Here is a 24,192-nt window from a genome sequence, read left to right as displayed (position 1 = left end):
AATCAGACGTTCGTCGTCGTTCCCTTCCGGACGGTCATCTCCATGAGTATTCCCAATGGGCCGACCGGGAACTCGGTCCGGCTTCTCCATAGGCCATCAGAGGATTTCATCGCCCAGTCGGGGCATTGAGACGAGGACATGCCGTGCCGCCCTTCGACACCCGCGTCGCCGCCGTGCTCATGCGGTTCGACCGCGATCCGTTCCACCACGGCACGCTCGGCGCGGCCCGCTCCCTGGGCCGGGTGGGCGTCCCGGTCCACGTCGTGGCCGACACCCCGGCCGGTCCCGTGTCCCGCTCCCGTTACGTACGCCGGTGTCATCCCCGCCCGGCGAGCACGGCCCTGACGGACATGCGACGCACGCTCGCGCAGGTCTCCGATGCTCTTTCGGGCTCCCCGGCCGTCCTGCTCGCCCTGGACGACGTCACGGCCCTCGCGCTGGACGGACTACGTCGGGAGCCCGGCGGCCCGGCGGGCCGCTTCCTGCTGCCTGAGCAGCCGTCAGGGCTCCCCGGTCTGGTCGCCGACAAGGCCGCGCTCGCCGCGACCTGCCACCGCCTGGGCATCCCGCACCCGCAGACCCTGGCCCCCGCCGACGCCGGCGAGGCCGGAGCCATGGCCATGGCCCTCGGGCTGCCCGTCGTCGCCAAGTGGAGCCGCCCCTGGCTGATCCCCGCGGGCAGCGGGCTGCGCAGCACCGTCCTGGCCCACTCCGTGGAGCAGGTGCGCGACCTCCACGCGCGCGAGGCGGAGGCGGGCAGCCCGCTGCTGCTCCAGCGGTATTTGCCCGGCAGCCGCGACGGCGACTGGTTCTTCCACGCGTACTGCGACAGCGCCGGGGCGTGCGGGGTCGCGGCCACCGGCCGGAAGGCCCGCTCCTGGCCGGACGGCGCGGGCCTGACGGCCGTCGGGGCGTGGGCGCCGAACCCGGCCGTCGAGCGCATGGCCCGCGATCTGGTGGCCGCGCTCGGCTACCGGGGCATCGTGGACCTCGACTTCCGGCGCGACCCGGTGACCGGCACGTACCACCTGCTGGACTTCAACCCCCGCCCCGGCGCGCAGTTCCGGTTGTTCTCCGACCCGTGGGGCCTGGACGTCGTACGCGCCCTGCACCTGGACCTGACCGGGCGTCCGGTGCCCGACCTGGTCCGCTCGTACGGGCGCCGGTTCGTCGTCGAGAACTACGCCGCCCTGTCCGTCCTCACCTCGCCCCGGCCCCGCCCGCGCGCCTACGCCCCGGGCGGCGCCCTGGAGACGGCCTGGTACGCGGCGGACGACCCGGCCCCGGCGTTCGCCATGGCACGCGCGTGGACGGCTCACCTCGCCCGGCGCGCCCGCGAGGCGCTCCGCGACGCGTGGCGGGCGCGGAACCGCGCCAGGAACCCGGCGCAGCCGGCCGTAAGCACGGAGACCGCCCGAGGCCCTGCCCCCGCCTCCTCCGCCTCCTCCGCTGCCTCCTCCCCCTCCTCCCCCTCCTCCCCCTCCTCGCCCTCTCCCGTCCCTGCCCCCTCCCTCCCCCCGACGATGACGAAAGTGGTGGGTTCGATGCACGACGACGATCTCGTGATCGTGGGCGCCGGCCCGTACGGACTGTCCGTCGCCGCCCACGCGGCCGCCCGTGGCCTGGACATCCGCGTCTTCGGCCAGGTCATGCGGCCCTGGCATCTCATGCCGCCCGGCATGTTCCTGAAGTCGGAGCCGTGGGCCTCGGACCTGTCGGACCCCGCGGGCGCGTACGGCCTCGCCGCCTACGCCGCCACGCGCGGGGTGCGGGCCGAGCACGGCGTACCGCTGCCGATCGGGTTCTTCGCCGAGTACGGCGACTGGTTCGCCCGCCAGGCCGTCCCGCCCGTCGACCCGCGCACCGTCGTGGCCGTCCACGCGCGCGGGGACGGCGGCTACACGGTCACGACGGAGGACGGCGAGGTGCACGGCGCGCGGACGGTGGCGCTCGCGCTGGGCGTGATGCCGTTCCTGGACGCACCCGCCGGGCTGCGCCCGCTGATGCCGCACCAGGTGACGCACAGCAGCCACCACACCGACCTGGGCCGGTTCGCGGGCCAGGACGTGACCGTCGTCGGCGCGGGCCAGGCGGCCCTGGAGACCGCGGTGCTCCTCACCGAGCTCGGTGCCCACGCGCGCATGGTGGCCCGCTCCACCCGGCTCGTCTGGAACACCGTGCCCCCGTCGCTGCACCGCGGCCGCTGGGAGGCCGCCCGAGCCCCGCACACCGGCCTGGGCTGCGGCTGGCAGAACCTGCTGTACGCCCGTACGCCGGGCGTCTTCCGGCGGCTGCCCGCCACGACCCGCGAGCGGCTCTTCACCACCGCCCTGGGGCCGGCGGGCGCCTGGTGGCTGCGGCACCGGTTCGAGGCCGTGCCGGACGTACGGCTCGGCAAGACCGTCGTCGCCGCCGAACCGGCCGGCCGGGGCGGCACCCGGCTGCGGCTCACCCTCGCCGGGCCGTCCGGGCCCGAGGGGCTGACGACCGACGTGGAGACCGACCACCTCATCGCGGCGACCGGCTTCGCTCCGCGCCTGGACCGGGTGGACGTGCTGGCCGGGGAACTGCGCGAGGAACTGCACACGGTCGGCGGGAGCGGTGCCCCCGAGGTGAGCGGGCAGTTCGAGTCGTCCCAGCCCGGGCTGTTCCTGGCCGGCCTGCTCACCGCCCCGTCGTACGGCCCGGCCATGCGGTTCGTGTACGGCGCCGCCTACACGGCCGAGCGGCTCGTGCGGGGCGTCGAGCGGCGGCTGCGGTCGCCGAGGCTGCCGGCGGCGGTGCCGGGGACGCGGTCCCGCCCGGCGGACGACGGCGTACGGCCCGTCGCCTGAGCGTCGCCTGAGCGGCCGACCCGCGCCGGGAACGGCGGGAAGCCGGTCCCGGAGCGTCCTCCGGGACCGGCTTCCGCGGTGTGTCGGATACCGCTGCGTCAGCCGTTGACGCAGGCGTTGCCCATCGCCGGGTTCAGCAGCGCGACGATGTTCAGGCTGGTGCCGCACGCGTTGAGCGGCATGTGGATCGGCAGCTGGACGACGTTCCCGGACAGAACGCCTGGGGAGCTGCCGGCCAGGCCCTCCGCTCCGGCGTCGGCGACCGCCGGAGCGGCGGCGCCCATGGCCAGGAACAGACCGGCAACGGCCACTGCGGCCTTCTTGCACTTCATTTCTCGGCTTCCTTTCCGCAGCGGAAGTCTTGCCACGGATTTCGTGACCCACGAGCCGGTGAGGCCCGGCTGCCGCCGCAAATACCACAACGAATTAATCAACCGAAAAGGCACCAGCGGAACTGTCGCCGTATTGGATTCACTCGAACGCCAACGGGCCGACGCGTCACGGGAGTAGAGAAAGGCGGCCGGAGCCACTCGGGCGCATCGCGCGCGAACGGGTGACGGAGGCTCAGCGTCCGGGCCACACCGGGCGTCGCACGAGGACTTCCCACTCCTGGTCCCGCGCTCCCGGGACGACCCGGCCCTGGGCTCTCCACTCCCGGGCGAGGCGCGAGAAGAGCGGTGCCGCCTCGGCGCCCCGGTGAGACGTGGGGGTGGCCGCTGCCGCCTGCCGGTCTCGGGTCTGCGGAACGAGGGGCACCCGCTCCCACTTTCCGGCGCCTGAGGCCATGCCAACCCTTCCGTTCACAGCGCGTGGCGAGGCCCTCGCATCATGTCACAGCCGTCACGCGCGCACCCGCACTGTCCGCAGACGGATATCCGCCGCATCGCGGATGTGCATGCCCGCCGACCCCCCCGACGTCAGATAGGTCAGCACCGGTTCCGTGAGCCGCTCACCCGGCAGGACCACCGGGACACCGGGCGGGTGCGGCGTGATCATCTCGGCGGCGACCCGGCCGGCCGCCTCGCCCACCGGCACGTCCTCGAACGCGGCGAAGAACGCGTCGCGCGGCGGGCACACCTGTTCCATGCGCAGCTCGGCCGGGCCGGGCACGTCGGCCAGGCGGGCGTCGGCCACCTCGTCGGCGTGCTCGGCCAGCTCGCGCAGCGCGTCCAGCAGCGGCGCGGTGGTGGCGCGGGAGTCCGCGTAAGTGAGCTGCGCGCCGATCCTGCGGTGGTCGCTCATATGGACGTCGATGCTGCGGTGGCCGTGCAGCCAGTCGGCCGCGCGGTAGCCCGTGGTGCCGAGGCCGGACACGTCGACGACCACCGGCAGCGGGTCGAAGTCTGCGCCGCGGCCCGGTCCGGTGAGCTCCGCGCCCCCGTACACGTGCAGGCCCTCGATCCGGTCGATCTCGCCGCGCACCTCGTGAGCCAGCCGCAGGGCCTCGCCGAGCAGTTCCCGGCCGTACAGCACCATCTGCCGTCGCCAGCCGTCCAGCCCGGCGTAGATGAGCACCGACGGCGAGGTGGTGCCCAGCAGGTCGGCGCGGGACCTGAGCACCGCCGGGTCGACGAGGCCGCTCCGCAGATGGCAGACCGAGCCCTGCTCCAGGCCGCTGCCCATCTTGTGGATGCTTGTGAACGCCAGGTCCGCGCCCGCGTCCATCGCCCAGGACGGGAGGTCCGGGTGGAACGGCAGATGCGCGCCCCACGCCTCGTCGACGATCAGCGGTGCGCCGTGCCGGTGACACACCCGGGCGATCTCGTCGAGGGCGGCGCACGCACCGTACGCCGTGGGGCTGGTCACCAGGGCGCCGCGCGCGTCCGGGTGGCGTTCGAAGGCGGCCTCGTACGCGGCGGGGGACGGCGGGTACGAGATCCGCAGCCGCTCGTCCCACTGGGGCTCCACCCACACCGGCTGGATGCCCGACACGATGAGCCCGGCCACGGCCGACTCGTGCGCGTCCCGCCCGATCAGCAGTGTGTCGTGCGGCCCCGCGACCGTCAGCATGGCCGCCTTCACGGCGAGGGAACTGCCGCAGCTGGTGAACAGGGCGTGGTCGGCGTGGACGGCGTCGGCCATCAGCTGTTCGGCGCGGTGGAGGACGCCGCCGCTGGCGCGCCGGTCGTCGAGGCCGCCCGACACGGGCACGTCCGACTTGAACACCGCGTCGCCCAGCACCTTGCGCACGGCCGGGTCGGCGCCCCTGGCCTGCTTGTGGCCGGGCGGCGCGAAGGCCAGCGTCCCCATCTCGTGGTAGCGGTCGATCGCTTCGAGGACCGGGGCACCCAGATGGTCGAGACGGTTCAGGGACATGGGGTGCCACCTGCCTCAGTGCGGGAGCACCGCGAATCGCAGTCCGAAGTGGTCGAGGGTGCGGGGCAGTGGTCGGTCGGGCCGCAGCCGCCCGGGCCTGTCCGGCAGATAGGTGTGCCGCTCCACGAGGGCGGCGAGCAGCGTCGACGAGAGGAACAGCACCAGGTCCTCGCCGGGGCAGGCACCCGGTCCGGCGCTGAACGGGAAGAGGCCGGGGGTGTCCTGCGCGGTCCCGTCGAGCCAGATCTCGGGCATGAACCGGTCGGAGTACGGCAGGGCGTCGTCCCGGTGGAACAACGGCGTGTAGATCAGGAACTCGGTGCCCACGGGGAACGTACCGTCGCCCCAGCTGGTGTCCCGCACGGCCTCGCGCAGCAGGAACGGGGTCGTGGGCCAGAGCCGTACCGACTCCAGGACACAGGCCCTGGTGTACGGGAGGAGCCGGGGCTCGGTCAGGTCGGTGACAGCCACCTCGTTGCGTACCTGGGTGTCCTTCGCCGTGTGCGTGGCCAGCAGGGCGAGGGCCCGCCACGCGGCGATGCCGCCCGCCTCGAAGGCGAAGAGCCAGTGTGGCACCTGCCCGGCGGGGTCGGTGCCCGGCGCGGCCGGTGCCCTGGCCATCGCGGACGCGAGACTGCCCGGTTCGGCACGCTCGACATGGGCGCGCAGCCGCTGCTCGAAGCGCTCCCGCAGGCCGGTGCGGCGCGGGGCGGCGGCGGACCAGTTGGCGGCGGCGCGGAGCCGGCTGAGCATGGCGGTGAGCGCTGTGTCGTCCCGGGCGGCGTCCCCGAGCACCGCACGCCGTACGGCCCGGTTCCAGCCCCGGGCGAAGTCGTCCCACCCGAGCTCGCCCTGCTCGCCGCCCGTGGCCGCCAACAGTGCCCCGGCCTCCTCGCGGACGGTGCGTACGAGCCGGGGGGCGAGGCTGTGCAGCTGGTTGCCGGTCTCCAGGACGGTCTCGTTGAGTGCCCGCCGCGCGGCCCGCTCGGCGCCCCGTGAGATCAGCAGCCCGTGTGGCTGGAACTGCTCCAGCGAGGCCCGCTTCTCGCGGGTGGCGGGGGAGTACGGATCGGGCGTGCGGTCCAGGACGTGTATCGCGTCCTCGGGGTCCAGCACGAGCACGAAGTGCCGGCCGGCCAGCTGCACCCGCAAAGGCTCGGGGCCGTACCGCCGCCGCAGCTCTCCGAGCAGTCCGATGGCCCGTCGGTCGACGGCGTACCGCTCGGCCAGGGCCATCCCGCTGCGCCGCCGTACGACCACACCGGCGGCGAGCGTGGGCGCCACCACCACCGCGGCGACCCGGGCCGCGTCCCGCCCCGAAGCCTTCCGGGGCACCGCCTCCATCCGCACCATGTCCCCCGAGTGCCCCGGCCCACCCCCGCAAAACGAGCCGCGTCGCCCGGGGCCGAAGCGGGCCCGGGCAGCCGGGAGCAGTTCCCGGGCCCGGAGGGGACGTAGGCCCGGGAACTGCACGTTCAGGCGGTCAGCCGCCGCCCGTGGTAGGCCCGCCGCTGCCGAAGCCGCCGCTCGGCGCGCCGCGCCACTTCTGGTCCTCCTCGGACACGGGCGACGTGTCCGGCTCGGTGCTCTCGTGCTTGAACTCGTACGGCATCATCCGCCGCTCGCTCCTCGGTACCTCCGCCGGCCTCCGATGCCCCTCCACCTCGCCGGGGATCCCGGAATCCGGCGGGCGATGCGGCTGATCCTCCGGCTTCGGCGGAGCCGCCTCCTTCATCCAGATCCGCCGGCCCAGCCAGAAGGCGCCGAGCAGGAACGAGACGACCAGAAGCCCGGCGATGAGCTGCCCGATGCCGCCCTTGAGGAAGTGTGACTCGGCGAATTCCGCGCCGTACGTGATGAGACCGTTCATAAAATAGGAGTACCCACCCCGGCGTGAATCAGACATGCGTTTACCAGGGCCACCCTCATTTATGGCCACGCGCACTATCGTCGTAGGAATTCTGAGCCTTTATTCATTGATTGCGCTCTTCGAGTGACGTCGCGCAACCTGAACAGCGCCGCGGTGTTGGGCAGGGCGACCCGAGACCGGGTCTCTCGACGAGAAGGATCACGTAATGATCAAGAAGGCTCTGGCAACCGCCGGCGTCGCGGCCGCCGTCCTCGGCGCCGGTGCGCCGATGGCCGCCGCGACCGGCGACCACGGCGTTGACACCCAGAACGGCAACTCCGCCACGCAGACCTACGGCAACACGTACACGGGCGGGTACATGAGCCCGCAGATCGGGCTCGTCCAGGGCTCGTTCAACAAGCCTTGCCTGGGTATGCCGGTCCAAGGGGCCGACGTCCAGAACGTCCTCGCCCTGGCCAACGTCGGCGTTCAGGACATCCTCAGCGACACGCAGAGCCAGCAGTGCGCGGAGAACTCCACGGCGGTCAAGGGTGACAGTGCCCTGTCGCACATCCTGGAGAACGTCCTCTCCGAGAACGGCGCCATGGCCGCCGGCTGACGGCGTGCCGCGGCCGGCCCGCGCGTGTGAAGCGCTGCCCGAGCCGGTTCCTCGTGGCCCTTCCGGCCACCGCTCCATCTTTCAAACCATGCGCCCCGCCTGCGGGTGCGGCAGGACGACCCGGACGCCGGGTCTCTCGACGAGAAGGAACAACCATGATCAAGAAGGTTCTGGCCGGCGCCGGTGTCGCTGCGGCCGTCCTGGGTGCGGGCGCGCCGATGGCCGCCGCGACCGGTGACCACGGCGTGGACACCCAGAACGGCAACTTCGCCACGCAGTCCTACGGGAACACCGTGACCGGCGGGCAGATGAGCCCGCAGATCGGGCTGGTCCAGGGTTCCGTCAACAAGCCCTGCCTGGGTATGCCGGTCCAGGCCGGCGTCCAGAACATCGCCGCCCTGGCCAACGTCGGCGTCGAGGACATCCTCAACGACACCCAGGACCAGCAGTGCGCGGAGAGCTCCACGGCGGTCAAGGGTGACAGCGCCCTGTCGCACATCCTGGGGAACGTCCTCTCCGAGAACGGGTCCGCCAGCGTCAGGTGACACCGCCCCGCTGACAGGGAGCGCATGGGCCGGCCCCGCATCCGAGACCACGGGTGCGGGGCCCGCCCATGTCCGCACCCATGTCCGCACCCATGTCCAGATCCATGTCCAGACCCGTGTCCTGACCCGTGTCCCATCCCACCCGCGTCCGCGCGCCGGAATCCATGTGAAACATTCCCGCATGGTCACCGCGTCGGTGAGGTGAACGATGGCAGCGGTGCGAAGGGGAGGGCATGAGAAGGTCCCGCACGGAGGAGTTCCTGGAGTTCGCCACGGCACAGTCCGGGCAGCTCTTCCGCTCGGCCTGCCTGCTCACCAGCGGTGACACCCATCTCGCGGAGGACCTGGTGCAGGAGACCCTCGGCCGGATGTACGCCCTGTGGGGGCGGACCGGCCTGCTGGGCCGCGCGGTACGGATCGACAACCCGGCCGCGTACGCCCAGACCGTGCTGGTGCGCACCTTCCTCAGCCACCGGCGGCGCCGCTCCGCCGGCGAGCGGCCGCTCGGCGAGCTGCCGGACGTGGCTCAGCCGCCCGCGCCCGGCGACGACCCGGAGCTACGGGTCGCGCTGCTCGACGCCCTGGCCGAGCTGGCGCCCAAGGACCGGGCGGTCGTCGTCCTGCGGTACTGGGAGGATCGCAGCATCGAGGAGACCGCCCAGATCATGCGGGTCAGCTCCGCCGCCGTACGCACCCGGTCGGTGCGCGCGCTGGCCAGGCTCCGGGACGGGCTCGGCGGCAGTCTCGTCGAGTACGCCGCCTGCTGAATCGTTCAATCGTGTTCCACCATGAACCGGACTTGGGGGTTCGGCATGTCTGCAGATGAGAGGTTCGAGGAGGATCTCATGGCCGCTCTTCGCCGCACCGGAGACGCATTCGGCTCGGACGACGGCCGCCGCCTGGTGGCCGGGGGAGTGGCCCGGGGGCGCCGCCGCGTCGTGCGGCGCCGGGTCGGGGTGGTCACCGGCGGTGTTCTGGGGCTCGCCCTGGTGAGCGTCGGTGGCGTCTACGCGGCGGGCGCGCTCGGCGGCGGGGCCGGTGGGGGCGGTGACCGGGGGAACGGGGGTTCCTCGGTCGCCGCGCCCGACGGCCCACGGCCGAGCACGTCCGTCCCGCCCGCCGGGGACATCGGCGCCGACCGGCTGATCGCCACCTTCAGGAAGGTCGTGCCGCGCGGCGAGCTGACCGACGCCGTGGCGCGGGGCACCGCGGACGAACGCGGGCCGATGATCAGCGGCGTCCTCGACGACGGCCAGGGCAGGGCGGCGGTCGGCCTGGGCTTCTACCGGACCGCCCCGAATTCGGTGGGCACCACCGAGTGCCCCGACAAGGTGATCAACACCTACGACGACTGCACCGTGGAGAAGCTCCCCGGCGGCGCCCAGCTGATGATCTACCAGGGCTACGAATATCCGGACAGGCGCGAGCCCACCAAGCTCTGGCGGGCGACGTACTACAAGAACGGGATCGTCACCGACCTGAGCGCATGGAACGCGCCCGCCGAGAAGGGCGCCCCCGTCTCCCGCACCGACCCGCCGTTCACCCCGGCGGAGATGAAGCGCATCGTCACCGCCGAGGAGTGGCGGCCCGTCGCCGCCGCCGTACCGGACCCGTCCGGGGCCTGGCAGAACGATGGCGACCCGGCCGACCCCGGGCAGCCGGGCGCCGGGACGGGCCGCGACGGGTTCGACGGCGCCGCCGTGCGGCCCACCTTCATGTCCCTGCTGCCCAAGGGGCTGGAGGTGACGGCCGAGGGCGGTGACGGCGAGTACGCGTACGCGGTCGTCGACGACGGCGAGGGCGGGAGCCTCGTGGAGGTCAACGCCCAGCCGGACATGAGCGACGTCGAGTCCCAGCTCTTTCCGGAGGGCTCGTACACCACGCTGCCCGACGGCACCAAGGTCGCCGTCCACAAGCGGAGGGGCGACAAGCCCGGCGAGGTGTGGTGGAACGTCGACACCATGCGGCCCGGCGGCTACCGGGTCGTCGTCTCCGGCTGGAACAAGGCCACGGCCCACGGCGACCCGAACCGCGCCGAGCCCGCACTCGGCATGGAGCAGCTGAAGGCCATCGCCATCAGCGAGAAGTGGCTCAAGCTGAAGCAGTGACGCCGCCGCGTCGCTACTTCGCGTCCGAGTAGCGCTCCACAGACGCCGTCGTGAACGGGAACCGCACCGGCGTGTCCCCGAAGGCGATCCGCCCGGCCAGGTCACCGGCCGCGCAGATCGCCCCCGCGACCGCCTCCGCCTCCTCCGCGGGGCAGTGCACGATCACCTCGTCGTGCTGGAAGAACACCAGCTCCGCCCGCATCCCGGCGGTCGCGCGGCGCAGCGCGGCCAGCATCAGCAGCGCCCAGTCGGCGGCGCTGCCCTGCACCACGAAGTTCCGGGTGAACCGGCCCCGGGCGCGGGCCGCCGCCCCGCCGCCCGCGGCCGCCCCGTCGTCGTCCTGGGGGATGCCGGCCTCCTCGGCCTCTCCGGCGCCCACGGCGCTCGGACTGGTCCGGCCCAGCCATGTGCGTACCCGCCGGCCCTCCTCGCCCGCGCGCGCCGCGTCGTCGACGTACGCCACGGCGCGCGGGAACCGGCGCCGCAGCGCCGCCAGGTTCTTCAGCCCGTCCCCGCTGGTCTGCCCGTAGACCGCGCCCAGCAGCGCCAGCTTCGCCTGGTCGCGGCTCCCCGCGAACGCCCGGTCCGACAGGCGTGTGTACAGATCGCCGTCGTGCCCCGCCACCTCCATCAGACCCGGGTCGCGGGAGACCGCCGCCAGCACGCGCGGCTCCAGCTGGTCGGCGTCCGCCACGACCAGCCGCCAGCCCTCGTCCGCGACGACCGCCCGCCGGATCACCTTCGGGATCTGCAGCGCCCCGCCGCCGTTTGTCGTCCACCGCCCGCTGACCGTGCCACCCGGCACGTACTCCGGCCGGAACCGCCCGTCGCGGACCCAGTCCCGCAGCCAGCTCCAGCCGTGCGCCGTCCAGATCCGGTACAGCGTCTTGTACGCGAGGAGCGGCTCGACCGCCGGATGGTCCACCTCCGCGAGCTCCCAGCGCCGTGTCGACCGCACCTTGATCCCGGTCTCCGCGAACGCCCTCACCACATCCGCCGGCAGGTCCGGCCGCACCCGGCGGCCGAACGCCGCCGACACCTGGTCCGCCAGCTCCGCCAGCCGGCGCGGCTCGCCCCCGCCCGCGTACCGCTCGCCCAGCAGCTCGTGGAGCACCGCCCGGTGTACGTCCGCCCGCCACGGCAGACCCGCCCGGTGCATCTCGGCGGCCACCAGCATCCCGGCCGACTCGGCCGCGGTCAGCAGCCGCATGCGGTCCGGGTGCTCGGCGGCCCCGTGTCTTCGCTGCTGCTCGGCATAGACCTCCAGCAGCCCGTCGAACGGCAGCCCCGGCCCGGTGGGCTCCGCCTCGAACAGCGACGACTGCGAGCCCGGCTCGGCCGCCCGCGCCGGGGGATCGGGCGGCACCGGCCGGTCGTGCAGCCGCGCCCAGGCGGCCGCCGCCGACCGGGGCTCGCCCAGCCGCCCCTCATGGCCGAGGAGAAGCTGCTCGGCGGCCTCGATGTCGTAACACCGCTCGACCCCGACCCCCGCCGCGAGGAGGCGTGGGAAGACATCGGCCGTGGACCGCCACACCCACCGGCCGACCTCAGGCCGCGCCCGCACCGCCGCCACCAGGTCCGGCTCGGTGACGACCGGGCCGGCGGGCAGCCCGTCCCGGCCGAGGGGGACGAGCCGCGCCCCGCCGCCCTCGACACCGTCCAGCGCCCACCGATCGCTCACGGGTGCGAGTCTCGCACCCGGCACTGACAATCCCCCGGACGCCCGCCGGTCACCCGGGCAGGAGGCCGCGGATCACCCGGGCAGGGCCGCCGACCGCGAGCACCCCGGTCGCCAGGTCCTCCGTGACGACCGATCAGGCGCCGACCACCGTGTCGGCGCCTGATCGTCACACCCGGCAGACGATCACGCCGCCGCGCAGCCGGACGCCGACCCCGATCGTGATCGGCTCGCCCTTCTCCCACCCGGCGCGGCGCCGTCCGGTGTCCGGCGGGATCCGCCCCCGCCCGGCCCGCGGGGCGGGCGGTTCGCGTGGTACGCGCCCATCGCCGCCCCCCGTACTGTGCCCGCGCGGTCCGCGTGTTCTGTGCGCTGCGACCATGGTGTGCGGAGGGCGTCGAGAGCGTAAGGAGGCACCCGCATGCGCGTGGCGCACACGGAGACGAACGGCGAGGACCGCCGCGTCGCCCACGACGGGCGCAGCCGGGCCCGGTCGGCATGAGCGCCGCCGGCACGACCGTCGAGCGCGCCCTGGCGGCCGCCCTGTACAGCGACGGCACCGCCGCCCTCGACACGGGTGCGTCGCTGCTGGCCGCCGATCCCGGCGCGGACGCCGAACTGGCCCGGCGCGGCGAGGAGCTGGTACGCCGGGCGTGGGCGCGCGGCTGGCAGCCCGCCGATGTGCTGCGGCTGGTCCGCCGGGACCTCGACGAGCACCACGCGCGCGTGGCCGGCGGGCTGATCGCCGGCGAGACGGCCGGGTACGCCCACCTGCCCCCGCGCTGGCGCGACCAGCTCGACGCGCTCGACGCGCTCGACACCACGCCCCGGCGGGCCGACCGCTTCTCGTACGCCACGGCCGTGCTGGAGCTGTACCGGCTTCTCGCCCGGCTGCCCGCGATCGAACCGGTCGGCCCGCCGCCCGGCTCCGCCCCGGTCACCGGGCCGGTGGCGGGCGAGCCGCGGATGCTGGCCCGGATCAGGGCGCTGCTGGCCAAGGCGGAGGCGACCGGATACCCGGAGGAGGCGGAGGCGCTCACCGCGAAGGCGCAGGAGCTGATGGCGCGGTACAGCCTGGACGAGGCGGCGCTGGCGGCGCGCACGCACAGCGCCGATGAGCCCGCCGCCGTACGGATCGGTGTGGACGCCCCGTACGAGACGGCGAAGGCGATCCTGCTCGACGCCGTCGCGTCGGCGAACCGCTGCCGCGCGGTGTGGAACGAGGCGTTCGGCTTCTCGACCGTCGTCGGCTTCGAACCGGACCTGGAGGCGGTGGAGCTGCTCCACACCTCGCTGCTGGTGCAGGGGACGGCCGCGATGACGAAGGCGGAGGCGGCCCAGAGAGCGGGCGGCCGGAAGCGGACCAAGACGTTCCGTCAGTCGTTCCTGCTGGCGTACGCCCACCGCCTGGGCGACCGGCTGTCGGCCACGTCCCGCCGGGTCGCCGCCGAGGAGCCGACGCTGCTCCCGGTCCTGGCGGCGCGGGACGTCGCGGTCACGGCCCGTACGGACCGCATGTTCCCGCAGACCACGACGGCGCGGGTCCGGGGCGCCACGGACCCGGCCGGCTGGGACCACGGCACAGCCGCGGCCGACCGGGCCGACACGGGTCGCGCGGCGCCCCCCTGACGGACCGTTCCGCCTCCATTGCGCCGGGGTGGGCGGCGATGACGACGCAGGTGACGAAGGGGAAACGACGGATACGACGGCCCCCGGTGTCGGGGGCCGTCGACGGGCCTACGGCTGCGGCGGCAGCGACGGAAGCGGCGGGATGGAGGGGAGGCCCGGGGGCAGCTCGCTGCCGGTCGGCTTCGCGAGCGTGTCCGTCCTGCCGGAGTCCCAGGCGACGACCAGTTTTGTGCCGTCCGCCGCCCGCACCGTGCCCGACGTGCGGTCGGTGTTGCCGTCCTTGCACGTGAGGTCGAGCGTCAGTGAGTCCGCCTCCTTGGCGGTGCCCTGGCAGACATGGGCGTCGCTGACGACCACGGCATGGCCGCCCTTGCTGATCGTCAGCGTGACGGGCTTGCCGTCCGTGACGCCGATCCAGGAGCCCTCGGCGTCGGCGAGTGCCACGCTTCCGGCGCCCGCGTCCGGCGAGGCGCCGGCGGACGGTGCGGTGGAGCCGCCCTTGTCCGCGTCGTCGCTCTTGCCGGAGCCCGAGCCGCAGGCGGTCAGTGCGACGGCCGCGGCCAGCGCGGCCGCGGCCACCACACCGTTCCGTACGAGCTTCTGCACGATCAAGTCCCCCTTGTCGGTTGAAAAGACCGCGCCAAGCTACCAGGAGCCCGTACGGCGCCTACCAGGACGACTTGCGTACGCCGGGGAGGAACCCGGCGTGCGCCTGTTCCCTGACGCGCACCCGCGACAGGCCGAACTTCCGCAGGTGGCCGCGGGGTCGGCCGTCCACGCCGTCCCGGTTGCGCACCCGGGTAGGGCTGGCGTCGCGCGGCTGGCGGCGCAACTCCGCCTGGGCGGCCAGGCGTTCCGCCTCGGGGGTGCCGGGGCTGCGGATGAGTTCCTTGAGTGCGGCGCGGCGGGCCGCGTACCGCTCGACGACGGTCTTGCGGTGCTCGTTGCGTGCGATCTTGCTCTTCTTCGCCATCAGATCTTCACCCCACGCGCGCGGATACGGGCCACGGCGGCCTCGATGCCGATGGTGTCGACGGTCTTGATGCCCTTCGTGCTGAGGGTGAGCCGGACGTACCGGCCCTCGCTGGGCAGCCAGTAGCGCTTGCGCTGGATGTTGGGGTCGAAGCGGCGGGGCGTACGCCGGTGGGAGTGCGAGACGCGGTTGCCGAAGCCCGGCTGGGCGCCGGTCAGCTGGCAGTGGGCGGACAAGGGTGACCTACCTCTCGGAACGCTGTCTTGGTAATGGAAACCATTTCCATCTACTGTAACCCTCATGGCCCGCAACGAACTCCGCCCGATCATCAGACTCCGGTCCACCGCCGGCACCGGCTACACGTACGTGACCCGCAAGAACCGCCGGAACGACCCCGACCGCCTGACCCTGCGCAAGTACGACCCGGTCGCCGGCCGACATGTCGACTTCCGAGAGGAGCGCTGAGCCGCCATGCAGCCGGAAATCCATCCCCCGTACGGGCCCGTCGTCTTCCGTGACAAGGCAGGCGGCTTCGCCTTCCTCACCCGGTCGACCCTGACCGGCGACAAGACGGTCGAGTGGGAGGACGGGAACACCTATCCCGTCGTCGACGTGGAGATCTCCTCCGCCAGCCACCCCTTCTACACGGGCCAGACGCGCGTCCTGGACACGGCCGGGCGCGTGGAGCGGTTCGAGCGGCGTTACGGCGCCGGGGCCGGACGACGCGGGGTCCGCTGATGCCGTCCGTCCCCCTCTCCGTCGCCATCGTCGGCGGGCTCCACTCCGACGCCCGCAAGGCCGCCGTCGAGCGGCTGCTCACCACCGTGCCGGGCAGTGTCGCGCTCCACCACGACCTGTCGGCCGCCGAACGGGGCGCGGTCCTGCGGACCGTCCGCGACGCCACTGGCGTGCTGTCGTCCGGCGAGACGCCGCTTGTCAACGACTGCGCGTGCTGCGCGCTCCGCGAGGACCTGGTGCCCGAGCTGGAGCGGCTCGCCGACGCGGGCCTGACCCGGCTCGCGGTCGTCGAGCTGTGGGACTCCGTCGAGCCCAGGGCGATGGCCGAGGTCGTGGCCGCCGCCGGGCTCGACCTGACCGGCGTCGTCACGGCCGTGGACCCCGCCCTCGTCCTGCCGTACCTGGGCAACGGCGACGACCTCATGGACGCCGGGCTCGCGGCCGCCCCCACCGACCGGCGCACCGTCGCCGACACGTGGGCCCGCCAGTTGGAGTACGCCCCCGTGCTCGCCGTCCTGGACAGCCCCGAGGCCGACGACGAGGACCGGGCGCTGCTCGTCCAGCTCCACCCGACCGCCCGGAGGGCCGCCGTCACGGACGTACCCGACGGGGAGCTGGCCGCGGCCGCGCTCGCCGGGTTCGACGTGGAGGCCGCGGCGGCCGCCCAGCATCCGGCGTGCGCGCTGCTCCCGCAGGAGGCGGAGGCGGCGGGCGTCGGCACGTACGTGTGGCGCAGCCGCCGCCCGTTCCACCCCGAGCGGCTGTACGCGGCGCTGGAGGACCTGGCGTGCGCCGCCGCCCGAAGCCGCGGCCGGTTCTGGCTCGCGGACCGGCCCGACACGCTGCTGCACTGGGACGCCGCCGGAGGCGCCCTGTGCGTCGAGAGCGCCGGTCCCTGGCTGGCCTCGCTGCCGGACGGCGCCTGGGAGATGGTCCCGCCCGTGCGCCGCGCCGCCGCCGCGCTGGACTGGGACCCGGAGCAGGGGGACCGCTGCCAGCACCTGGTCTTCACCTCGCCCGGTCTGGACCGCGACGGGCTGTCCCGGCTCCTCGACTCCTGCCTGCTCACCGACGCCGAGTACGCCGCGGGCCGCGCCGCCTGGAAGCGGCTGCCGCCCGCCTTCGACACCCTCCTGGAGGTCTGACCCATGTCCCCGCGCCGCCCCGCCGACCGCAAGCCCGCGAAGGCCCGCCCCAACCCCCTGGACAGGGCCGGCATCACATACATCGACTACAAGGACACCGACCTGCTGCGGAAGTTCATCTCGGACCGTGGCAAGATCCGCAGCCGACGGGTGACCCGTGTCTCCGCCCAGCAGCAGCGGCAGCTGGCCCGCGCCGTCAAGAACGCCCGCGAGATGGCGCTGCTGCCGTACGCCTCGTCGGCCCGCTGACCGCAAACCCCTCGGAGGGGCTTTCCCCGCGCACGCGCGCGGGGGAGGCCCCTTTTCCGCGTTGTGCGGCCCTGTACGGCCGCTTTTCCGAATGGGTACAAGCGGAAGGAGCCCGACGAAGTTCGCGCGCGTCTGAGTAGTCGGAGGAACACCCCCCGTGCACGTGCATCTGCTCATGCAATCGCAGGTGAACGCAGCTATGATCCCGGATAGTTGACACCTGCAACATCACTCACTCATGTAACTCATGTGACTCGGGGAGCGTCCTGTGCACCACGTGTTGAACGTGTACAACGGCATGGCGGCCACGGAGCTTCATGGGGTCGTCTGGCAGAAGAGCCGCCACAGCAATTCCCAGGGCTCGTGCGTGGAGTTCGCCAAACTGCCCGGCGGAAATGTGGCGGTGCGCAACTCGCGGCACCCCGAAGGCCCGGCCCTCGTCTACACCCCTGCGGAGATCGAAGCGCTGCTGCTCGGCGTCAAGGACGGGGAATTCGACCATCTGGTGGGCGGCTGAAGCACCCTGCCGCCCCGCCGGCACCCACGGAAAAAGGGGCTCCGCGAGCGGAGCCCCTCTTCATCGGCGTCGAGTCCCCCGTGGCCTCGTGCCGACGTCTCTTCCGGCCGGCCCGGTCTCTCCGGGCTTTTGGCCTCCGGTTCTCCGGTGTGACGGGTCCTACGCGGTGTCCGTGAGCCGGAACAGCGCCCAGACCACCTTTCCGTGCAGTCCCCCGCCGTTGACCCCCCTGCCCGCGTCGAGGTGGGAGCTCGGGGAGGGGTGCCAGCCCCAGCTGTCGCTGAACGACTCGACCAGGAACAGCCCGCGCCCCGACTCGGCCGAGAAGTCCTCGTCGGTCTGCCTGGCCTCCGGTGTGTCGGGGCTCGGGTCGCGCACCGCGCACACCAGGCGGCCCGCCCACCGCATCAGATGCAGCCGTACGGGCGGGTCGAGCGAGTGGTCGCGCGGTGTGTCGGCGGGCAGCGCGTGCCGCAGCGCGTTGGTGACCAGCTCCGACACGACGAGCGCCACATCGTCGAACCGGTCGCTGAGGTTCCACTGCGCCAGCGTCGTGTCGGTGAACTGCCGCGCTCCGCGCACGGCCTCGTATCTGGCGGGCAGTGCGCAGGACGCGGAACTCGAGACGGACGCGGCGTCGATCGGAGGAAGCCCCTGCCTCAGCGGCTCGAGCATGGTCGATCCATTCGTCCCCATGCGAGGCACTCCCCGGATTCGCAGCTGTGGTGCTACAACACGAACGACTACGCAGGTGCGCGGGGACCATGGTTCCGAAAGGGAGGGTCGGATGCAAGGGCAGATGCACGTGCACGCGCCCGACGTGTCCGACCCCGTGACGGTTCTTGGCCATATCTTCCTCGGGGTATCTTCGCGGTCGTGGCCGAACTGTTCGCCATTCTGTAATCGTTCGAGTACGGGGCGGAGTGTTTTGGTGGCAGAATCCACATCCTCGGGGCTCGGGGGTTGCTCCGTCGTACACATCAGCGATGGGGAGGGTTGGAGACGTGACCGCGACTGAATCGGGCGGTTCCGTGGTGCGGCGCATCCTGCTGGGCTCACAGCTGAGGAGGCTGCGGGAGTCGCGCGGCATCACACGCGAGGCCGCCGGCTACTCGATCCGGGCGTCCGAATCCAAGATCAGCCGTCTGGAGTTGGGCAGGGTGAGCTTCAAGGCGAGGGATGTGGAGGATCTGCTCACGCTCTACGGCGTCACCGACGACCAGGAGCGCGCCGCGCTCCTCGGCCTCGTCCGCGAGGCCAACCTCGCCGGCTGGTGGCACAGTTACGGCGACGTCCTGCCGGGGTGGTTCCAGACGTACATCGGGCTGGAAGGCGCCGCCTCGCTCATCCGGATCTACGAAGTCCAGTTCATTCACGGACTGTTGCAGACCGAGGCGTACGCGCACGCGGTCGTCGCCCGTGGCATGCGGGGCGCGCCCGCCGCCGAGATCGACCGCCGTGTGGCCCTGCGCCTGGAGCGCCAGAAGACGCTGGTCTCCGAGCGGGCCCCGCAGTTTCACGCCGTTCTCGACGAGGCGGCGCTGCGCCGCCCCTACGGCGACCGGGCCGTCATGCGCGAGCAGCTCAAGCATCTGATCGAGATGTCCGAGCGGCCCAATGTCACGCTGCAGGTGATGCCGTTCAGCTTCGGCGGCCACGCGGGCGAGAGCGGCGCGTTCACCATGCTCCGCTTCCCCGAGTCGGACCTCTCCGACATCGTGTATCTGGAGCAGCTGACGGGCGCTCTCTACCTCGACAAGCGCGAGGAGGTGTCCCAGTACGAGCGGGCCATGGAACGGCTCCGCGCGGACAGCCCGGGGCCCGAGGAGAGTCGGGATCTCCTCAGGGGACTCCTCCAACTCGGCTGATACAGAAGTAGGATGACGTCTCGTCACGAGTGTCCTGCTGCGGCCCGGTGGGCCACACGGCCTTCGGAAGGGATGGCATGTCCTACTTCACAGATCTGGCCCTGCAGTACATCGATGGTGAGTGGCGGGCCGGTGGCGGCTCGTGGGACATCATCGACTTCAATCCGTACAACGAGGAGAAGCTCGCCTCCATAACCGTCGCCACCGTCGACGAGGTCGACCAGGCATACCGCGCGGCCGAGAGAGCGCAGGTCGCGTGGGCCGAGACCAATCCGTACACGCGGCGCGCCGTCTTCGAGCGCGCCGTGCGGATCATCGAGGAGCGCGAGGAGGAGCTGACCGAGGCGATCGTCGCCGAGCTCGGCGGCACGCGCGTCAAGGCGGCCTTCGAGCTTCACCTCGCCCGGGAGTTCATGCGCGAGGCGGTCTCCCTGTCGCTGCACCCGGCGGGCAGGATCCTGCCTTCGCCGATCGACGGCAAGGAGAACCGGCTCTACCGGCTCCCCGTCGGTGTCGTCGGCGTCATCAGCCCCTTCAACTTCCCCTTCCTGCTCTCCATCAAGTCGGTCGCCCCGGCCCTGGCGCTCGGCAACGCGGTGGTGCTCAAGCCGCACCAGAACACGCCGATCCTCGGCGGCACCATGGTCGCGAAGGTATTCGAGGACGCGGGCCTGCCGCCCGGCGTGCTGAACGTCGTGGTCACCGACATCGCGGAGATCGGGGACGCGCTCATCGAGCACCCGGTGCCCAAAGTCATCTCCTTCACCGGCTCCGACCGTGTCGGCAAGCACGTCGCCACCGTGTGCGCCTCCCACTTCAAGCGGTCCGTCCTCGAACTGGGCGGCAACAGCGCCCTCATCGTCCTCGACGACGCCGACATCGACTACGCCGTCGACGCGGCCGTCTTCAGCCGGTTCGTGCACCAGGGTCAGGTGTGCATGGCGGCCAACCGGGTGCTGGTCGACCGGTCCGTCATGGCGGAGTTCACGGAGAAGTTCGTCGCGAAGGTCCGGACGCTGAAGACCGGAGACCCGGCCGATCCCGGCACGCACCTCGGACCGCTGATCAACTCCTCGCAGGCCGAGTCCGTCACCACCGCGGTCGAGCAGGCTCTCGCGGCGGGCGCCACCGCCCTGGTGCGGGGCACCACCGAGGGCAACGTCGTCCCGCCGACCGTTCTCACCGACATCCCGGCCGACGCGCCCGTGCTCTCCCAGGAGATCTTCGGCCCGGTCGTCCTCCTCATCCCGTTCGACGGTGAGGACGAGGCCGTCCGCATCGCCAACGACACTCCGTACGGGCTCAGCGGCGGCGTCCACACGGCGGACGTCGAGCGCGGCGTACGGATCGCCAAGCGCGTCCACACCGGCATGATCCACATCAACGACGGCATCATCCACGACGAGCCGATCGTGCCGTTCGGCGGCGAGAAGCACTCCGGCCTGGGGCGTCTCAACGGCGAGGCGACGGTGGAGGCGTTCACCACCCAGAAGTGGATCTCGGTCCAGCACGGGCGCAGCGGCTTCCCCTTCTAGGGCAGCCGCGGAGAAGCCCGCGGAGTAGTCCCCGGAGTAGTCCCCGGAGAAGTCCCCGGAGAACCCGTCCGCGATGACGAGCCCTTGCGGACAGAATCTGACCGCAAGGGCTCCTAGCGTGGTCCGCGTCGGATCAGGGCATCGACTACGAGAGGCGGACCGGTCATGGTCACCCACATCCCCGCAGAGGCACACGGCGACGAGCGCGGCGTGCTCCTCTCCTACATGGCGGCGGAACGCGGCGCGATCCGCCGCTCCCTGCTGGGCCTCACCGAGGAACAGGCGGCGAGCCGCCCCAGCGCCAGCGAGCTGTGCCTTTCCGGGCTGCTCAAGCACGTCGCCGAGGCCGAGCTGAGCTGGCTGCGCATGGCCCAGCACAGGCAGAACGAGAAGCAGCGTGACGAGGACACCTGGGGTGACAGCTTCCGGCTCGTCGGCGGCGAGACGGTCCCGGACGTGCTGGCACTCTGGGACGGCGTCGCGAAGGAGACCGAGGAGTTCCTCCGGTCGGCGCCCGATCTGGACGAGACCTTCCCCCTGCCGGACGTGCCGTGGTTCCCCAAGGACGGCAGGGTCTCTCTGCGCTGGATGGCGCTGCAACTGATCAGGGAGATCAGCCGGCACGCCGGTCACGCGGACATCATCCGCGAGTCCCTGGACGGCAGGACCGCGTTCGAGCTGATCGCGATGGAAGGCGCTCAGCAGGAGTCGTAGGCGTCGCCGCCCGCCGTGCCCGTACCCTAGTCAAAATTGACGACGCGGTACGAAGGGACGGGTGCGCGCATGTCGGCGATCCGGCTGCTGGTTCTCGGGGCCGTGCGCCAGCACGGGCGGGCGCACGGCTACCAGGTGCGCAACGACCTCGAGTACTGGGGCGCGCACGAGTGGTCCAACGCCAAGCCCGGGTCGATCTACCACGCGCTGAAGCACATGGCGAAGCAGGGCCTGCTGCGCGCCCACGAGACGGCGCCCAGCACGGCCGGCGGCCCGCCGCGCACCGAGTACGAGATCACCGACCAGGGCACCGAGGAGTTCTTCACCCTGCTCCGCGAGGCGCTCACCGCGTACGACCAGAAGCCCGACAGCCTTACCGCGGCGCTCGGCTTCCTCGTCGACCTGCCCCGCGAGGAGGCCGTCGCGCTGCTCCGGCAGCGCATCGAGGGCCTGGAGCGGTGGCGGTCGACGGTCACCGAGCACTACACGCCCGAGGGCGGGCCGGGGCAGCTGGGCCACATCGGCGAGATCATGAACCTGTGGCTGCACCAGGCCGACGCGGGCGCCGCCTGGACGCGCGGCCTCATCGACCGTATCGAGGGCGGTGCGTACACCTTCGCCGGCGAGGGCGAACCGTTCGTCGGCGTCCTCACCGACGGCCGGGAGAACCCCTACGCGACGGGCACCCCGCACCCGGGCGACCAGGTCTGACGGTCCTTCGGCGGAAACGGCTTGCACCTCACGTCGCGTGAGGACCGAGGCTGAGGGACGTACCGAAGGAAGGAGCGGTGAGTCATGAGCTACTCCGTGGGACAGGTCGCCCGTTTCGCCGGCGTCACGGTGCGCACCCTGCACCACTACGACGAGATCGGGCTGCTCTGCCCGAGCGGCCGCAGCCACGCCGGGCACCGGCGCTACGAGGACGAGGACCTCGAGCGGCTGCAGCAGATCCTGTTCTACCGGGAGCTCGGCTTTCCGCTCGACCAGGTCACGGCCCTGCTCGACGACCCGGACGTGGACCCGCGGGAACACCTGCGGCGCCAGCACCACCTGCTGACCACCCGGATCGCCGAACTGCAGAAGATGGCCGAGGCCGTCGAACACGCCATGGAGGCGAAGAAGATGGGCATCAACCTCACGCCCGAGGAGAGGTTCGAGGTGTTCGGGGAGCAGGACCCGGCGAAGTACGCCGACGAGGCCGAGCAGCGCTGGGGGGACACCGAGGCGTACAAGGAGTCCCAGCGCCGCACCGCCCGCTACACCAAGGCGGACTGGCAGCGCATCCAGGACGAGAGCAAGGACTGGGGCACGCGCTACGGCGCACTGATGGCCGACGGCGAGGAGCCGTCCGGCGAGCGGGCCATGGCCATGGCGGAGGAGCACCGGCAGCACATCTGCCGCTGGTTCTACGAGTGCCCCTACGAGATCCACCAGTGCATCGGCGACATGTACGTGGAGGACGAGCGCTTCAAGGCGTTCTACGACAGCACGCTCCCGGGCATGGCCGAGCACCTGCGCGAGGCCATCCGAGCCAACGCCGCCCGGCAGGCGTAACCGGCACCGCCCGCGGCACAGCCGCCCCGCGCGCACCGGGGACGCCCGGGACGGCACCGCCACGGGCACCGGACACCCGCACAGAAGAAGGCGCCGCCAGAGCCCCGACAGGCCCTGGCGGCGCCTCCGCACCCGCCGGTCGTCACGTAAGGCGACGAGCGACGTACGGTTTCAGTCGTCCGGTTCCGTCGTCCGGTTCCGTCATCCGGTCCGGTCGCCCCGCTCCGTCGTCCGGTCCGCTCACCGCCCGCGGGGGTCGCCCGCGAATTCCGCGCCCGCGCCCGCGTCCGCGTCCGCGTCCGCGCCCGCGTCGGTGTCGGTGTCCGGGGCCGGTACGCGCGCGTGCCGGCCGCGCCCGGCCGGGGCGCTCTCCCGCCGCTTCTTCGCACGGTGCTCCACGATCAGTACGGCGATGACGACCAGCGCGCCGACACCGGCCAGCGCGAAGGTCAGACCGGTCTCACCGCTCGGCGCGAGCAGCGTGCGGTCGTCGTCCTGCCAGGGCCACAGCGCGCGCAGCGAGCCCGCCATCAGACCGGTCATCACGACCAGCGTCATGTGGTGGTAGTTCTCCAGCAGCCACTTCAGCAGCTTCACGAAGAGGGCGAGGCCCACGACGCAGCCCACGGCGAAGGCGCCCAGGTGCGCGAAGTTCCGCTCGTTGACCGCGTCGATCGTCGGCTCGTACAGGCCGAGCGTCAGCAGGATGAACGAGCCGGAGACACCCGGCAGCACCAGCGCGCAGATGGCGAGCGCGCCCGCCGCCGTGACGATCAGCGGATGCGTGGGCATCTGCGCCGGCGGCAGCCCCGTCAGGACGAACGCCCCGGCGGCAACCGCCAGGCCGAGCACGTAGTCCAGCGGCCGCCAGCGCCGCCCGGAGCTGGAGAACGGCACCCACAGGGAGGCCAGCACCAGCCCGAAGAACACCGCGTAGGCGTTCGTCGGCTCTTCCTTGACCAGCGGGGCGATCAGCTTCGCGGCGAGCACCAGGGCCGCGGCCATGCCGATGAGCAGCGGTACGAGGACGCCCCAGTCGACCTTCTTGACCTCGGCGACGGCCCGGCTCCCGCCCTTCCCGCGCGGCAGGTCCGTCGCGGCGATGCGCACCGCGCTCGTCAGGTTGCCCGCACCGCCGATGAGCTTCTCGTACACGCCGGTGATCAGGGCGACGGTGCCGCCGCTGATACCGGGCACGGCCTCCGCGGTCCCGATGAGGGCGCCGCGGAACATGTTGAAGAACTGGGGGCCGGCCAGCTTAGCCATGATCTCCCGTTTCGTAGCAGGACCGCGCCAGCGCGAACCGTCCTGAGGGCGGTCT

At 72.5% G+C, this 24,192-nt stretch carries 26 protein-coding genes and 1 pseudogene; 16 read left to right on the top strand and 11 right to left on the bottom strand.

Annotated elements, in window-relative coordinates; all coding sequences use genetic code 11:
* Positions 1-143 precede the first annotated feature (143 nt).
* A complete protein-coding gene (locus tag FVS66_RS36635) occupies positions 144-2,834 on the top strand; it encodes an NAD(P)-binding domain-containing protein (protein WP_316248230.1) in 2,691 nt (896 codons plus the stop codon).
* Positions 2,835-2,932: 98 nt separating this feature from the next.
* On the opposite strand, the gene FVS66_RS30410 is transcribed toward FVS66_RS36635, so the two are convergent.
* The 4 genes from FVS66_RS30410 to FVS66_RS30395 form a co-directional block, all read right to left on the bottom strand.
* Positions 2,933-3,166: a chaplin gene (locus tag FVS66_RS30410; protein WP_149184464.1), complete on the bottom strand. Its 234-nt coding sequence runs from the start codon at positions 3,164-3,166 to the stop codon at positions 2,933-2,935.
* Between the two features lie 508 nt (positions 3,167-3,674).
* Positions 3,675-5,150, bottom strand: a complete 1,476-nt coding sequence (locus tag FVS66_RS30405) for an aminotransferase class I/II-fold pyridoxal phosphate-dependent enzyme (protein WP_149184463.1) — start codon at positions 5,148-5,150, stop codon at positions 3,675-3,677.
* Between the two features lie 15 nt (positions 5,151-5,165).
* Complete coding sequence (locus FVS66_RS30400) at positions 5,166-6,503, bottom strand: cytochrome P450 (RefSeq protein ID WP_149184462.1); 1,338 nt, start codon at positions 6,501-6,503, stop codon at positions 5,166-5,168.
* Positions 6,504-6,633: 130 nt separating this feature from the next.
* Entirely contained in the window at positions 6,634-7,020 is a 387-nt protein-coding gene (locus FVS66_RS30395) for a DUF6479 family protein (RefSeq protein ID WP_149184461.1), read from the bottom strand.
* 205 nt (positions 7,021-7,225) lie between these two features.
* On the opposite strand from FVS66_RS30395, the gene FVS66_RS30390 reads away from it, so the two are divergent.
* The 4 genes from FVS66_RS30390 to FVS66_RS30375 all read left to right on the top strand — a co-directional run bounded on the left by FVS66_RS30390 (position 7,226) and on the right by FVS66_RS30375 (position 10,271).
* Complete coding sequence (locus FVS66_RS30390; RefSeq protein ID WP_149184460.1) at positions 7,226-7,618, top strand: rodlin; 393 nt, start codon at positions 7,226-7,228, stop codon at positions 7,616-7,618.
* A 155-nt stretch (positions 7,619-7,773) separates the two neighbouring features.
* Positions 7,774-8,163, top strand: a complete 390-nt coding sequence (locus FVS66_RS30385; protein ID WP_149184459.1) for a rodlin — start codon at positions 7,774-7,776, stop codon at positions 8,161-8,163.
* Between the two features lie 233 nt (positions 8,164-8,396).
* Entirely contained in the window at positions 8,397-8,930 is a 534-nt protein-coding gene (locus FVS66_RS30380; protein WP_149184458.1) for a SigE family RNA polymerase sigma factor, read from the top strand.
* Positions 8,931-9,008: 78 nt separating this feature from the next.
* Complete coding sequence (locus FVS66_RS30375; RefSeq protein ID WP_262387292.1) at positions 9,009-10,271, top strand: hypothetical protein; 1,263 nt, start codon at positions 9,009-9,011, stop codon at positions 10,269-10,271.
* A gap of 13 nt (positions 10,272-10,284) precedes the next feature.
* On the opposite strand, the gene FVS66_RS30370 is transcribed toward FVS66_RS30375, so the two are convergent.
* Both FVS66_RS30370 and FVS66_RS36325 read right to left on the bottom strand, forming a co-directional pair.
* Positions 10,285-11,952 carry a bifunctional 3'-5' exonuclease/DNA polymerase gene (locus FVS66_RS30370; RefSeq protein ID WP_149184456.1) on the bottom strand — a complete coding sequence of 556 codons (1,668 nt, stop codon included), beginning with the start codon at positions 11,950-11,952 and terminating at the stop codon, positions 10,285-10,287.
* Between the two features lie 49 nt (positions 11,953-12,001).
* Positions 12,002-12,217, bottom strand: a pseudogene (locus tag FVS66_RS36325) (sugar O-acetyltransferase); the annotation flags it as partial.
* Positions 12,218-12,447: 230 nt separating this feature from the next.
* On the opposite strand from FVS66_RS36325, the gene FVS66_RS30360 reads away from it, so the two are divergent.
* Complete coding sequence (locus FVS66_RS30360; protein ID WP_149184455.1) at positions 12,448-13,578, top strand: DUF2786 domain-containing protein; 1,131 nt, start codon at positions 12,448-12,450, stop codon at positions 13,576-13,578.
* Between the two features lie 108 nt (positions 13,579-13,686).
* Here the strand turns inward: FVS66_RS30360 and FVS66_RS30355 are convergent, their stop codons facing one another.
* The 3 genes from FVS66_RS30355 to rpmB form a co-directional block, all read right to left on the bottom strand.
* Entirely contained in the window at positions 13,687-14,184 is a 498-nt protein-coding gene (locus tag FVS66_RS30355; RefSeq protein ID WP_187645759.1) for a hypothetical protein, read from the bottom strand.
* Positions 14,185-14,245: 61 nt separating this feature from the next.
* Positions 14,246-14,551, bottom strand: coding sequence for a 30S ribosomal protein S14 (gene rpsN, locus FVS66_RS30350; protein ID WP_149184453.1), 306 nt, complete (start codon positions 14,549-14,551; stop codon positions 14,246-14,248).
* Entirely contained in the window at positions 14,551-14,787 is a 237-nt protein-coding gene (gene rpmB / locus FVS66_RS30345; protein WP_149184452.1) for a 50S ribosomal protein L28, read from the bottom strand. The genes rpsN and rpmB overlap by 1 nt, the downstream gene beginning before the upstream one ends.
* Before the next feature lie 64 nt (positions 14,788-14,851).
* Between rpmB and rpmG the strand changes: the two genes are divergently transcribed.
* The 5 genes from rpmG (at position 14,852) to FVS66_RS30320 (ending at position 17,200) form a co-directional block, all read left to right on the top strand.
* The gene (gene rpmG, locus FVS66_RS30340) at positions 14,852-15,016 is read left to right on the top strand and encodes a 50S ribosomal protein L33 (protein ID WP_149184451.1); all 165 of its coding nucleotides are present in this window, start codon (positions 14,852-14,854) and stop codon (positions 15,014-15,016) included.
* Positions 15,017-15,022: 6 nt separating this feature from the next.
* Positions 15,023-15,289, top strand: coding sequence for a type B 50S ribosomal protein L31 (locus FVS66_RS30335; protein ID WP_149184450.1), 267 nt, complete (start codon positions 15,023-15,025; stop codon positions 15,287-15,289).
* A complete protein-coding gene (locus FVS66_RS30330; protein WP_149184449.1) occupies positions 15,289-16,434 on the top strand; it encodes a GTP-binding protein in 1,146 nt (381 codons plus the stop codon). Before FVS66_RS30335 ends, FVS66_RS30330 begins: the two co-directional genes overlap by 1 nt.
* Before the next feature lie 3 nt (positions 16,435-16,437).
* The gene (rpsR, locus tag FVS66_RS30325) at positions 16,438-16,683 is read left to right on the top strand and encodes a 30S ribosomal protein S18 (RefSeq protein WP_149184448.1); all 246 of its coding nucleotides are present in this window, start codon (positions 16,438-16,440) and stop codon (positions 16,681-16,683) included.
* Positions 16,684-16,951: 268 nt separating this feature from the next.
* A complete protein-coding gene (locus FVS66_RS30320) occupies positions 16,952-17,200 on the top strand; it encodes a DUF397 domain-containing protein (protein WP_187645758.1) in 249 nt (82 codons plus the stop codon).
* Between the two features lie 159 nt (positions 17,201-17,359).
* Here FVS66_RS30320 and FVS66_RS30315 read toward each other — a convergent pair whose 3' ends face one another.
* Complete coding sequence (locus tag FVS66_RS30315; protein ID WP_149184447.1) at positions 17,360-17,896, bottom strand: ATP-binding protein; 537 nt, start codon at positions 17,894-17,896, stop codon at positions 17,360-17,362.
* A gap of 308 nt (positions 17,897-18,204) precedes the next feature.
* On the opposite strand from FVS66_RS30315, the gene FVS66_RS30310 reads away from it, so the two are divergent.
* The 5 genes from FVS66_RS30310 (at position 18,205) to FVS66_RS30290 (ending at position 22,871) form a co-directional block, all read left to right on the top strand.
* Entirely contained in the window at positions 18,205-19,068 is an 864-nt protein-coding gene (locus tag FVS66_RS30310; protein ID WP_262387291.1) for a helix-turn-helix transcriptional regulator, read from the top strand.
* Between the two features lie 77 nt (positions 19,069-19,145).
* Entirely contained in the window at positions 19,146-20,603 is a 1,458-nt protein-coding gene (locus FVS66_RS30305) for an aldehyde dehydrogenase family protein (protein WP_149184445.1), read from the top strand.
* Between the two features lie 165 nt (positions 20,604-20,768).
* On the top strand, positions 20,769-21,317 hold the full coding sequence (locus FVS66_RS30300) for a DinB family protein (RefSeq protein ID WP_149184444.1): 549 nt from the start codon (positions 20,769-20,771) through the stop codon (positions 21,315-21,317).
* A 69-nt stretch (positions 21,318-21,386) separates the two neighbouring features.
* Positions 21,387-22,028, top strand: coding sequence for a PadR family transcriptional regulator (locus FVS66_RS30295; protein ID WP_149184522.1), 642 nt, complete (start codon positions 21,387-21,389; stop codon positions 22,026-22,028).
* 84 nt (positions 22,029-22,112) lie between these two features.
* Complete coding sequence (locus FVS66_RS30290) at positions 22,113-22,871, top strand: MerR family transcriptional regulator (RefSeq protein WP_149184443.1); 759 nt, start codon at positions 22,113-22,115, stop codon at positions 22,869-22,871.
* A 240-nt stretch (positions 22,872-23,111) separates the two neighbouring features.
* On the opposite strand, the gene FVS66_RS30285 is transcribed toward FVS66_RS30290, so the two are convergent.
* Positions 23,112-24,137 (bottom strand): DUF368 domain-containing protein, encoded by a 1,026-nt coding sequence (locus tag FVS66_RS30285; protein ID WP_149184442.1) that lies wholly within the window; start codon positions 24,135-24,137, stop codon positions 23,112-23,114.
* Positions 24,138-24,192 lie beyond the last annotated feature (55 nt).

The organism is Streptomyces sp. TRM49041, from assembly GCF_008271805.1.
Classification (GTDB): domain Bacteria; phylum Actinomycetota; class Actinomycetes; order Streptomycetales; family Streptomycetaceae; genus Streptomyces.
The sequence above is the reverse complement of the archived record's forward strand: the minus strand, read 5'-3'. Positions and strand labels throughout refer to the sequence as shown.